Raw genomic sequence first — 11,218 nt, 5'->3', positions numbered from 1 at the left:
CCGACGGCCGGCGGATGCCGCGGAAGCTGACCGTCACCCGGGTCGCCGCACTGCGCGGCCGTGAGCTCGGCGGCAACGCCGTCGCGCTGTTCCAGCGGGCCACGCGGGCGGACGGGGCGGACAGGTCCGGGCTGACCTCGCTGACGTACGCGGTGATGCTGAACTACGCCAGCGACGCCGCCATGGCCGTGGCGCTGGCGAACACCCTGTTCTTCGCCGCGAGCAGCGGGGAGAGCCGCGGCCGGGTCGCCCTCTACCTGTTGATCACCATCGCGCCGTTCGCCCTGGTGGCGCCGGTGATCGGCCCCGCGCTCGACCGCATCCAGCGGGGCCGCAGGTTGGCCATGTGCCTCGCCTCGGTGGGCGCGGCCCTGATGTGCGTGGTCATGGCGCTGAACTTCGACACCTGGCTGTTGTACCCGGCCGCGCTCGGCAAGATGGTGCTGTCGAAGTCGTTCCTGGTGCTCAAGGCCGCCGTGACACCCCGGGTGCTGCCGCCGGAGATCACGCTGTCCACGACCAACGCCCGACTGGCCGTGTTCGGCCTCGCCGCGGGCGGGGTGTTCGGCGCGGTGGCGAGCGGGGTGAACTGGGCGTTCGGGTCGGCGGGCGCGTTGTGGTTCACCGCCGTGCTGTGCGTGGCGGGGGCGGTGCTGGCCCTGCGGATTCCGGCGTGGGTGGAGGTCACCGAGGGCGAGGTGCCGGCCTCACTGACCGCTCCCCGCCCGGCCGCGGCGCGGCGGCAACCGTTGAGCAGGCACGTCGTGGTGGGGCTGTGGGGCAACGGATCGATCCGGGTGCTGACCGGCTTTCTGATGATGTTCGCCGCGTTCGCGGTGAAGGCGCAGACCGAGGACGCGGGGCAGAGTCCGTTCGTCCAGCTCCTGCTGCTCGGTGTGATCGGCGCGGCGGCGGGGGCGGGCGGTTTCCTCGGCAACGCGCTCGGGTCCCGGATGCGGTTCGGCCGACCCGACCAGCTCGTGCTCGGTTGTGTGGCGGCCACGCTGGGCTCCACCGTGCTCGCGGCGGTGCTGTCCGGCCTGGCCACGGCGGCCGTGGTGGGTCTCGTGGGCGCGACGGCGAGCGCGCTGGCGAAGAACAGCCTGGACGCGGTCATCCAGGACGACCTGCCCGAGGAGTCTCGCGCGTCGGCGTTCGGACGGTCGGAGACGGTCCTGCAGCTGGCATGGGTGTCCGGTGGAGCGGTGGGGCTACTGCTGCCGCCGACGTATTGGATCGGGTTCCTCGTGGTGTCGGCGCTGCTCGCACTCGGGTTGGCCCAGACCTGGCTGGTGCGGCGCGGGACGTCGCTGCTGCCCTCCCGGTTCCCCGGGCGCCGGAGGCAGCGTACGCGGGGCAGCCCCGAGACCGCTCCGGTCGGCGGCGGCTCGTAGTCTCGCCCACATGCGACGCAAAGTAGTAGCACGGGTGGCGCCGCTGGCGGCCGGTGCGGCCGTGCTGGCGGGCTGCTCGGCGCCCGCACCCCCCGAGGTCACCTTCTACGCCGACGGGGAGTCGGTGCGCGCGGAGCCGTGGCGCTACTGCGACGCGCAGGTGACCTCCTGCGAGTCCCACGGAGAGCGCCCGGTTCTCGACGTGCGGGCGGGCGAGCCGGTGCAGATCTCGGTTCCCGCGGACGTCGCCGAGACCCCGTGGCTGGTCAACGTCCAGTACACCGACTCCGCGGGGACGGTGCGGCCGATCCGGCAGGAGGTGTTCACCCCGGGAGAGCGGCACGCCTACACGGCCGTGCCCCAGGCACCGGCCGAACAGCTGCTCGTGGTGGAGGTCCAGCAGCTCGGCGGGGCCTACGCGGCCGACGCGCAGGGCAACCCGATCGTCGACGAGTCCGGGCGGCCGCAGCTCGTCGCCCGCGCCGTATGGGCCCTGCGCATCGACCCGTCCTGACGGCCCCGACCCCGCGCGGGCCCGGTCCGTCCCACCGCGGAGGCGCACCCGCGATCCGCGGTGGGACGCGACCCTTCGGACTCAGCGCGTCGCGGCCGGTTCGTCGGAGACCATCCCGGCGCCGAAGACCTCGGTGGCGATCCGCTCGGCGGGCACACCGCGCCCGCGCAGCACCGCCCGCACCCGGGCCATGAACGGCAGCGGCCCGCACAGGTACACCCGGGCGTTGTCCGGCAACGGCAGCGTGTCCGGGTCGATCCGGCCCGGCAGCGCGCCCCCGGTAGCGCCGGTCTCGTACCAGCACAGCTGCCGGAAGTCGGCCAGCCGATCCCCGCAGTGGGCGACGTCGGCCGCCAGCGCGTGGCGTCCGGGCGAGCGGTCCGCGTGCGCGGCGACCACCGTGCGGGACGGCTGGTTCCGCCCGAGGTGGTCCAGCATCCCCGCCATCGGGGTCACCCCGATCCCGGCGCTGATCAGCAGGACCGGGTCGTCGCCGTCGTCCAGCACGAGATCCCCCGCCACGGGACCGAGCAGCAGCGTGTCGTCGGCCGCCACCGTGTCGCACAGGAAGTTCGAGACCAGGCCGTCCGGGGTGTCCCCGGCGCCGCGCACCCGGCGCACGGTGATCCGCAACGACCCGTGCCCCGGCCCCTGGGACAGGGAGTACTGGCGGGGCTGCCGCCGGCCGTCCGGCAGCGTCACCGCCACCGAGACGTACTGCCCGGGCCGGAAGTCGGGCACCGGGCCGTCATCGGCGGGCACGAGGGTGAACGAGACGGCGTCCTCGGCCTCCTCCACGCGCTTGGCGACCCGCCAGGGCCGCCACGGCCGGGCCGGGTCCACGTCGGCGCGCTGGTACATCCGCGCCTCGGCGGCGACGAGTTCACAGGCGCACAGCCAGTAGACCTCCTCCCACGCGGTGCGCACCGCGTCGGTCACCGCGTCCCCGAGCACCGCGCCGACCGCACCGAGCAGGTACCTGCCGACGATCGGGTACTGCCCGGGCTGCACACCGAGAGAGACGTGCTTGTGCGCGATCCGGTCCGCGATCGGGCCGAAGTCGACCTCCCGCTCGCCCACCAGGTGCTCGGCGAAGGCGACCACGGCCGCGGCGAGTGCCCGCTGCTGCTCGCCGTTGGCCTGGTTGCCCAGGTTGAACAGGTTCAGCAGTTCCGGGTGCGCGGCGAACATGTCGGTGTAGAACCGCGACGTGATCTCGGGCGCGTGGTCGCGCACGACGGGCAGTGTCGCCCGGATGACCCGTTCGGAGTCGGCCGAGAGCATGGTGTCCTCCCTGTCAGGGCGTTCCGGTGTCTCCGGGACGCCGTCCGATGGTGAGCAGCACGGGACCGGTCGGGTCGTGGACGAGGTCGGCCAGCGACACCTCGTCCAGGCTGCGCAGGAACGCCTCGTGGGCCCGGTGCAACGCGGAGCGGAGCCGGCATCCCCCGCGCAGCGGGCACGGCGGGTCCTCACAACCGACGACCTCGTCGTCGCCCTCGAACCACCGCACCACGGTTCCCACGGGGATCTCCCGGGCCCCGGGTTCGAGCTCCACGCCGCCGCTGCGGCCCCGGACCGTGGTGAGCAGCCCCGTGTGCTGGAGCCGCTGCACCACCTTCGCCAGGTGGTGCCGGGGCACGGCGAGCGCCTCGGCGAGGTCGTCGACCCGGTGGCGGCCGTCGCGCACCGCGATGAACATCAGCACCCGCAGGGCGATGTCGGTGGACCGGTTGAGCTGCACGGCGGCACGCTATCGCGAACAGGAGTCACATATGCGTGTTTTGTGATACACGACTCCGAGGGTCCGCTTTTGTCGCCGAGGCGCCCCCAGGGGGCGCCGCCGTGGACGGGAGGAGACACGCGAACGGGCGCGTGGTCGTCCACTGACGACCACGCGCCCGTTCGGAGATCGGGGAGCGCGCGGGCGGGCTACCCGACCGCCGTGCGCCCGGCGCCGGACGTCACGGGTCCAGGTCGCGGGCCACCGCGCGCATCACCTCGGCGATGCGCTTGGTGTTCTTGCGCTCCGGGTAGCGCCCCTTGCGCAGGTTGGGCTGCACCCGCGCTTCCAGGAGCTTGATCATGTCCTCGACCATGCCGTGCAGTTCCTCGGCGGGACGGCGCCGGGCCTCGGCCACCGACGGCGGAGGGTCGAGCAACCGGACGGAGAGGGCCTGCGGGCCGCGCTTGCCGTCGGCGACCCCGAACTCCAGCCGCTGACCCGCCTTGAGAGCCTCGACACCTTCCGGCAGCGCGGACTTCCGGATATAGACGTCCTTTCCTCCGTCCTGTGTGACGAAGCCGAACCCCTTGTCCGCGTCGTACCACTTGACCTTGCCGGTCGGCACTGCCCTCACCGTTCCTTCGCTCTCCTGCAACGGGCCGTCGTCACCACGGCCCCGCACGACGAACGCGCCCCAGGCGTACCCAGGACGCGCACCGGACAAGCGTATCTCGCCACGGGCGCGACGGCGAAGGTGATTGCGCCGCTCTAGGATGTGCGGCATGGAGACCGCTGTCCACGACACAAGTTCCGCCTCGACGCGCAAACCGTGGTTGATGCGGGTCGGTATCGGGATGTTCGCGCTCGGCATGCTGGCCGTGGTCGTGGTGTTCGTCCTCTTCGCCGCCGGATTCTCCGACCTGCCGGTGTGGCTGTCGGCCGTGGCGGGTGTGCTGACCCCGCTCGGTCTCGGGCTCGGACTGATCGCCCTGGTCCGGGAGCACCGCCGCCGGTAGCGGCCGGAGCCGCCACCGGCCGTGCTCACCGGAGCGGTTCGACGGGGCCGGCCGTACCGGTGCCGGACGGGTTACCGCTGACGGAGGGGCTACCGCCGAATACGGACTCCAGCCACCCGGGGAACTCCGCGAGTGAGCCGAGCACGGTGTGTGCCCCCGCGTCGCGCAGTTCCGCGGGCGAACACGGCCCGGTGGCGACGCCGACGCCGATCGCCCCCGCGGCACGGGCGCCCTCGACGTCCCCGGTGTGGTCGCCGACGTAGATCTGCGCCCCGTGCGCGGTCAGGGCCGTGGCCTTGCCCGCGGCCCAGAGGTCGCCGACCAGTTCGTCGACGTGGTCCGACCAGCCGAGCGCGGCCAGGTGCCGGGCGGCGTTCGGAGCGTACTTGCCGGTGACGACGAGCGCGCGGCCGCCCGCCGCCCGCACGGCGGCCAACGCCGCCTCCGCACCGGGCAGCGCGACGGTGCGGGGCACCACGACGTCCGGGTAGTCGGCGCGGAAGCGGGACACCAGATCGCCGATCCGGTCGGCGGGGGCACCGAACTCCCGCAGGACGCTCGCCAGCGGCGGCCCCAGGTTCGCGGCGAACCGTTCGCCGTCGAAGGCGTAGCCGGTCTCCTCGGCGAGCCGGTCCATGGCCACGACCATGCCCGGTCGCGGATCGATCAGGGTCATGTCCAGGTCGAAGCCCACGCAGAGTCGCACGGAGCCACCCTAATTTCTTGACATGCTGCAAAACGGTGTCAAAGCAATTGACATGGCGCCGACAGATGTCAAGATCACGATGTGTCCCGCACCACCACTTATGCCCGGCGTGTCCGGTCGTCCCTGCGCGAGGAGCTGCTCGACGCCGCGACCACCCTGCTCGCCCACCGCGGTTACGCGCGGGTGCGGATGGCCGACGTCGCCACCCGGGTCGGGGTCAGCAGGCAGACGGTGTACAACGAATTCGGCAACAAACGCGCGCTCGTGCAGGCGGTCGCCCTGCGCACACTCGCCGAGTTCACCGACGGCATTCAGCACCGGTTGTGCACCGCCGACAACGTGCTGGCGGGACTGCACGCCGCCACCGCCTACACGATCGAACACGCCGGGGAGAACCCGCTGGTCGCCGCCGTGACCGGCACCGAGGTCGCCGAGGACCTGCTGCCCCTGCTGACCACCCGTGGCGAACCGGTCCTGCGGGCGGCCACCGACATGGCGGAGTCCTATCTGCGGGAGCAACGGCCGGAGCTGCCCGATCCCCGGTTCGTCGCCGAGACCGCCACCCGGCTGACGCTGAGCTACCTGGTGCTGCCCACGGCGTCGCCGACCGGGGCCGCGGACGGTGTGTGCGCCGTCCTCGGCCCCCTGCTCGACGCCACCCCGGCCCCCACCCACAACGACGTGACCGAAGGGAAGTTCCCATGACCGGCACCCTGGACACCGGCGCCGAGCGCCGCGACGGCTTCCAGTCCCTGCGCCGCGGCGGACTGAACTGGGACTCGTTCCCGCTGCGCCTGTTCGTCAAGGGCAACACGAAGTTCTGGAACCCCGCCGACCTCGACTTCAGCGCCGACCGCGAGCACTGGGAGTCCCTCGACGACGAGCAGCGCCGCTCGGCCACCTACCTCTGCGCACAGTTCATCGCGGGCGAGGAGGCGGTGACCGAGGACATCCAACCGTTCATGAAGGCGATGGCGGCCGAGGGCAGGTTGGCCGACGAGATGTACCTCAGCCAGTTCTGCTTCGAGGAGGCCAAGCACACCGAGGTGTTCCGGCGGTGGATGGACACCGTCGGCCTCACCGGGGACCTGCACTCCTTCGTGGCGGAGAACCCGCACTACCGCAAGCTGTTCTACGAGGAACTGCCCACCTCGCTCGGTGTCCTCGCCGAGGACCCGAGCCCGGTCAACCAGATCCGGGCGAGCGTGACCTACAACCACGTCATCGAGGGCAGCCTCGCGCTGACCGGCTACTACGCCTGGCAGAAGATCTGCACCGGGCGCGGCATCCTGCCGGGCATGCAGCAGCTCGTGCGCCGCATCGGCGACGACGAGCGCAGGCACATGGCGTGGGGCACGTTCACCTGCCGACGGCACGTGGCGGCCGACGACTCCCTCTGGGAGGTCGTCCAGCAGCGGATGGGGGAACTCCTCCCGCACGCGCTCGGCATGATCGAGTGGGTGAACGAGCAGTTCGACGAGCAGCCGTTCGACGTCGACAACCAGGAGTTCGTGCAGTACGCGGCGGACCGCGCCCAGCGCAGGCTCGGCGCCATCGAGTCCGCGCGCGGCGCCGACGTCGCCGAGATCGACCTGGACTACTCCCCCGAGCAGCTGGAGGAGACCTTCAACCGCGAGGACGAGAAGGCCTTCGCCGAGGCCGCCGCACGGTGACTCCGCCGGCCGGGCACCGTGTTACAACGGTGTCCGGCCACCCACCCCCGACCCGGAGCGCACGTGCCGTTCATCCTGTCCCGGCTCCTGGCGAGGATCAGCCTGCTGACCTCGTGGGTCACGCCGATCGCCGTGACCGTGTTCGTCTTCCTCACGAGCTGGCCGTTGATGGCACTGGCCGAACCGGACGGCAGCGAGCTCGTCGAACCGGCGAACTACTGGTGGTACTTCGTGGTGACCGCCGCGACGGTCGGCTACGGCGATCTCTCCCCCGCCTCACCCGCCGGGCACGTCGTCGGCGCCTACGTGATCGTGGGCGGGATCGCGGCGCTGACGACGGTGTTCACCAAGCTCGCGTCGCTGCTGGAGAAGGCGAGGGGACAACGTATGCAGGGAGCGATCACGGTGAACCTGTCCGGACACACGGTGCTGCTCGGATACCTGCCCGGGCGCACCGAACGGGTGGTCTCCGAACTCCGCGCCGAGGACGGCGGCGACCTGGTGCTGGGCACCTGGGACGACGTGGTCACCCACCCGGTGCCGGGCGAACCCGTCGAGTTCGTCCGGGGCGACCTCACCGACGCCGGGGTGCTGCGCCGCGCCGGGGTCGACCGGGCGGCCCGCATTCTCGTGGACGTCCGCGACGACAACGAGGCGCTGGCCGTCACGCTGGCCGTCGATCACCTCAACCGGGACGCGCACACCGTGGTGACCCTGCGGGACATGGAACGGTCCTCCCTGCTGAGCTATGTGGGGGAACGGATCCGCCCCGTGCAGTGGCACAGCCCGCGGATGATCACCGAGGAGCTCCAGTCGCCCGGGATCACGGAGGTCTACGCGGAACTGATGACGCACGGCGGCGCCAACACCTACTCGGTGACACTGCCGGAGACGGTCGGCCCCGTCCTCGTCGACACCCGCCGGACCGCACTCGGCCGCAACCACGGTGCCACGCTGCTGGCCGCCCGCACCGGCGACCGCCTGCTGGTCAACCCGGACTGGCAGGACGAACTCCCTCCCGGCTCGACGCTCTACTACGTCAGCGCCACCCCCCTGACCCCCACCGAGATCGCCCACACCCTCGCCCGGGCACGGTGACCGTCCGTAGTGACCGTGAAGGGCACCTTCCCTGCGTCACACGCAGCGAGGGGCACATTCACTGCGCCACGCGCAGGGAACGTGCCCTTCACGGCACCACCCGACCGGGGTACGGGAGACTGGCGGGATGAACGCCGTGTTGAACGTGATCTGGTTGGTGTTGGCCGGGGTGTGGCTGGCGCTGGGGTACGTGGTCGCCGGGATCCTGTGCTGTCTGCTGATCGTGACGATCCCGTTCGGGCTGGCGTCGTTCCGGATCGCCGGGTACGCGCTGTGGCCCTTCGGCCGCACCGTCACCGAACGCCGCACCGCCGGGGTGCCGTCGATGCTGGGCAACGTGGTGTGGATCCTCGTGGCCGGGCTCTGGCTGGCGATCGGGCACATCGCCACCGGGATCGCCCTGTGCCTCACCGTCATCGGCATCCCGCTGGGGCTCGGCAACTTCAAGATGGTGCCGGTGTCGCTGCTGCCCCTCGGCCGGGAGGTCGTGTCCACCTGACGGCTCACCCACGCAACCACGTGCTGGGGGACCCGCGACGCGCAGGCGGCGGGCGGCTACCGTCTCCCCATCGACGTGCCGAGATCACCGGGGGAAGACATGCGCATCGCCGACCGGCCGACGGAGGAGGTCGCCGTCCCCGTCGACGCACCGCCGGGAGTCGTCTGGGACCTGGTGGCCGACATCGAGCTGCCCACCCGGTTCAGTCCCGAACTGCACACGGTGCGGTGGCTGGACGGGGCGGACGTTCCGGCCGTCGGCGCGCGGTTCGAGGGGCACAACCGCAACGACGTGCTGGGTGACTGGCGCACCGTCTGCGAGGTCGTGGAGTACACCGCACCGTGCGTGTTCGGCTGGGCCGTGTTCGACGCCGACGGCCGCTTCGGCCCGGCGGGCACCGACCCGGCGCACCCGACAGCGACCTGGCGGTTCGTCCTCGACCCCGCCGGTAGGGGAACACGGCTGCGGCTCGCGGTGCGTCTCGGTACGGCGCCGTCCGGGCTGACCGCGGCGGTGACGCGGGCACCGGAGCACGAGGAGGCGATCGTCACGGGCCGACTCGCGCAGCTGCGCCGGGGGATGCACGCCACCCTGGACGGGATCCGGGCACTCGCCGAATCCGCCCCGTAGCCCGGAACCGTCCGGTGGCTCAGCCCCGCCCCGGCTCCCAGGGCAGCCGCACCACCAGACACGGGCCGCCGGCGAACAGTCCCGCGTCGACGCCGAGGGCGCGGCCGTCGGCGTAGAGCACCGGCCCGTCGATCTCGACGGGGGGAACGCCGAGCTGGTCGGCGATGACGCTGTGGCCGTGCACCACGCGCGCACCGCCGAGTGCCGCCAACAGCGTGTCCGCCGCCCGCCCGCCGTCGGCGCCGCGGAACGCGAAGCGGGTGGTCAGCCTGCGCCACAGGTCCCACCACCGCTCGATGTCGTCGCAGGTGAGAATCTCGCGCACGGCCTCGTTCACCGCCGCGACGTCGCCGCCCCACCCGAGGTACTCCAGCGTGTCCGAATGCACCAGCAGGTGGTCGTCGACCAGGGCACACGCCGGCCGGGAGACCAGCCACTCGACGTGGTCGTCGGTGAGGGCGTCCCGGTCGGCGACCTGACCACCGTTGAGCGTCCAGCTCCGCGCGAAACTGCGCGTGTCGGTGTCCGACGACACCGGCGTGTCCCCGAAGAAGTGGGTGCCCAGCAGCAGGACCTCGTGGTTGCCGAGCAGGCTCTGCACGAACCCGCCCTCCGCGTCCGCCTGCCGCTGCAACCTGCGGACGAGGTCGATCGCCTCGACCCCGTCCGGCCCGCGGTCGACGAAGTCGCCGAGGAACCACAGGTGGGCCCGGCCGCCCGCCCAGTCGTCGGCCTCGTCGACGAGCCCGTGTTCGCGCAGTGCCTCGGTGAGCTCGTCGTGGTGCCCGTGCACGTCACCGACGACGAACGTGGACTCCTCCATCACGCCCGCGACGATATGCCTCCGCCGGCGCGGCCCCTCGGTCAGCCCACCTCGAACGGGTCGGCGGTGCGTCCGAGCAGGTCGGCGATGGAGTCGACCACCAGCGTGGGGCGGTAGGGGTAGCGCTCGGCGGAGTGGCGGTCGGAGATCCCGCTGAGCACCAGGATCGTCCGCAGGCCCGCCTCGATCCCGGAGTGGATGTCGGTGTCCATCCGGTCGCCGATCATCAGGGTCTGCTCGGAGTGTGTCCCGAGCGCCCGCAGCGCCGAGCGCATCATCAGCGGATTGGGCTTGCCGACGTAGTACGGCGAGAGCCCGGTGGCCCGCTCGATCAGGGCCGCCACCGACCCGGTCGCGGGCAGCAGGCCCTCCCGGCTCGGTCCGGTCGGGTCGGGATTGGTGGCGATGAACCGGGCGCCCTGCTCGATCAACCGGATCGCCCGAGTGATGGCGGTGAAACTGTAGGTGCGGGTCTCCCCGAGCACGACGTAGTCCGGGTCGACGTCGGTGAGTACGTATCCCGCCTCGTGCAGCGCGGTCGTCAGCCCCGCCTCGCCGATGACGAACGCCGACCCGCCCGGACGCTGGTTGTGCAGGAACCGCGCGGTGGCCAGCGCGGAGGTCCAGATCGCGTCCTCGGGGACGTCCAGGCCGGTGCGCGCCAGCCGCGCCCGCAGGTCGCGGGGGGTGTAGATGGAGTTGTTCGTCAGCACGAGGAACCGCGCGCCCGCGTCCCGCAGCTCGGCGAGGAACTGGTCCGCGCCGGGCACCAGGCGGTCCTCGTGCACCAGCACGCCGTCCATGTCGGTCAGGTAGTTCCACTGCCGCTCGGTCATGGGGTCAACCTATCGCCTGTGCGGCCGGGTGCAGGGTGATTGCGGCGGCTTTCACCGCCAATCGCACCGGTGTCCCCGGCTCCAGCCCGAGATCGGCCACCGCGGCGGGGGTGACCTCGGCGGTCACCGAGGCCGCGGTCCGCACGCGCACCAGGGCGCCGCCGTGCGGCTCCACGGCGGTGACGACGGTGTCCACGACGTTGCGGGGCGAGCCCACCGGGTCGGTCCCGGCGGGATACACCGCCACCGCCCCCGGCGCGAACACGGCCACCGCCGGGCCGCCCGGTTCGAGGTCGGGCGCCC

15 protein-coding genes are annotated in these 11,218 nt (G+C 72.2%); 8 read left to right on the top strand and 7 right to left on the bottom strand.

Annotated features, from left to right (window positions below):
* Both SACPADRAFT_RS0206945 and SACPADRAFT_RS0206940 read left to right on the top strand, forming a co-directional pair.
* The coding region (locus SACPADRAFT_RS0206945) for an MFS transporter (RefSeq protein WP_084258340.1) at window positions 1-1,394 on the top strand (1,394 nt) is incomplete at its 5' end.
* A gap of 10 nt (window positions 1,395-1,404) precedes the next feature.
* On the top strand, window positions 1,405-1,908 hold the full coding sequence (locus SACPADRAFT_RS0206940) for a DUF2771 family protein (protein ID WP_007024944.1): 504 nt from the start codon (window positions 1,405-1,407) through the stop codon (window positions 1,906-1,908).
* A gap of 81 nt (window positions 1,909-1,989) precedes the next feature.
* Here the strand turns inward: SACPADRAFT_RS0206940 and SACPADRAFT_RS0206935 are convergent, their stop codons facing one another.
* The 3 genes from SACPADRAFT_RS0206935 to SACPADRAFT_RS0206925 form a co-directional block, all read right to left on the bottom strand.
* On the bottom strand, window positions 1,990-3,192 hold the full coding sequence (locus SACPADRAFT_RS0206935; RefSeq protein ID WP_007024945.1) for a globin domain-containing protein: 1,203 nt from the start codon (window positions 3,190-3,192) through the stop codon (window positions 1,990-1,992).
* 13 nt (window positions 3,193-3,205) lie between these two features.
* A complete protein-coding gene (locus tag SACPADRAFT_RS0206930) occupies window positions 3,206-3,652 on the bottom strand; it encodes an RrF2 family transcriptional regulator (RefSeq protein WP_007024946.1) in 447 nt (148 codons plus the stop codon).
* 220 nt (window positions 3,653-3,872) lie between these two features.
* Complete coding sequence (locus SACPADRAFT_RS0206925; RefSeq protein WP_028662285.1) at window positions 3,873-4,259, bottom strand: cold-shock protein; 387 nt, start codon at window positions 4,257-4,259, stop codon at window positions 3,873-3,875.
* Window positions 4,260-4,416: 157 nt separating this feature from the next.
* Between SACPADRAFT_RS0206925 and SACPADRAFT_RS0206920 the strand changes: the two genes are divergently transcribed.
* Window positions 4,417-4,650: a hypothetical protein gene (locus SACPADRAFT_RS0206920; RefSeq protein ID WP_007024948.1), complete on the top strand. Its 234-nt coding sequence runs from the start codon at window positions 4,417-4,419 to the stop codon at window positions 4,648-4,650.
* Between the two features lie 25 nt (window positions 4,651-4,675).
* Here the strand turns inward: SACPADRAFT_RS0206920 and SACPADRAFT_RS26035 are convergent, their stop codons facing one another.
* A complete protein-coding gene (locus SACPADRAFT_RS26035) occupies window positions 4,676-5,356 on the bottom strand; it encodes an HAD family hydrolase (protein WP_007024949.1) in 681 nt (226 codons plus the stop codon).
* 81 nt (window positions 5,357-5,437) lie between these two features.
* Here SACPADRAFT_RS26035 and SACPADRAFT_RS0206910 point away from each other — a divergent pair, with 81 nt between their 5' ends.
* From SACPADRAFT_RS0206910 to SACPADRAFT_RS0206890, 5 genes are all read left to right on the top strand, one after another.
* On the top strand, window positions 5,438-6,061 hold the full coding sequence (locus SACPADRAFT_RS0206910) for a TetR/AcrR family transcriptional regulator (protein ID WP_007024950.1): 624 nt from the start codon (window positions 5,438-5,440) through the stop codon (window positions 6,059-6,061).
* Window positions 6,058-7,029 carry a R2-like ligand-binding oxidase gene (locus SACPADRAFT_RS0206905; protein WP_007024951.1) on the top strand — a complete coding sequence of 324 codons (972 nt, stop codon included), beginning with the start codon at window positions 6,058-6,060 and terminating at the stop codon, window positions 7,027-7,029. Before SACPADRAFT_RS0206910 ends, SACPADRAFT_RS0206905 begins: the two co-directional genes overlap by 4 nt.
* Window positions 7,030-7,092: 63 nt before the next feature.
* On the top strand, window positions 7,093-8,127 hold the full coding sequence (locus SACPADRAFT_RS0206900) for an ion channel (protein WP_007024952.1): 1,035 nt from the start codon (window positions 7,093-7,095) through the stop codon (window positions 8,125-8,127).
* 127 nt (window positions 8,128-8,254) lie between these two features.
* A complete protein-coding gene (locus SACPADRAFT_RS0206895; protein ID WP_007024953.1) occupies window positions 8,255-8,626 on the top strand; it encodes a YccF domain-containing protein in 372 nt (123 codons plus the stop codon).
* A 75-nt stretch (window positions 8,627-8,701) separates the two neighbouring features.
* On the top strand, window positions 8,702-9,256 hold the full coding sequence (locus SACPADRAFT_RS0206890) for an SRPBCC family protein (protein WP_233357132.1): 555 nt from the start codon (window positions 8,702-8,704) through the stop codon (window positions 9,254-9,256).
* 19 nt (window positions 9,257-9,275) lie between these two features.
* Here the strand turns inward: SACPADRAFT_RS0206890 and SACPADRAFT_RS0206885 are convergent, their stop codons facing one another.
* The 3 genes from SACPADRAFT_RS0206885 to SACPADRAFT_RS26030 form a co-directional block, all read right to left on the bottom strand.
* Window positions 9,276-10,079, bottom strand: coding sequence for a metallophosphoesterase (locus SACPADRAFT_RS0206885; RefSeq protein WP_007024955.1), 804 nt, complete (start codon window positions 10,077-10,079; stop codon window positions 9,276-9,278).
* A gap of 41 nt (window positions 10,080-10,120) precedes the next feature.
* Window positions 10,121-10,915 carry an HAD-IIA family hydrolase gene (locus SACPADRAFT_RS0206880; protein ID WP_007024956.1) on the bottom strand — a complete coding sequence of 265 codons (795 nt, stop codon included), beginning with the start codon at window positions 10,913-10,915 and terminating at the stop codon, window positions 10,121-10,123.
* Between the two features lie 4 nt (window positions 10,916-10,919).
* On the bottom strand, window positions 10,920-11,218 hold a 299-nt coding region (locus SACPADRAFT_RS26030; protein WP_007024957.1), incomplete at its 5' end, for a TOBE domain-containing protein.

The sequence above is a fragment of the Saccharomonospora iraqiensis subsp. paurometabolica YIM 90007 genome (assembly GCF_000231035.2).
GTDB lineage: Bacteria > Actinomycetota > Actinomycetes > Mycobacteriales > Pseudonocardiaceae > Saccharomonospora > Saccharomonospora paurometabolica.
The sequence above is the reverse complement of the archived record's forward strand: the minus strand, read 5'-3'. Positions and strand labels throughout refer to the sequence as shown.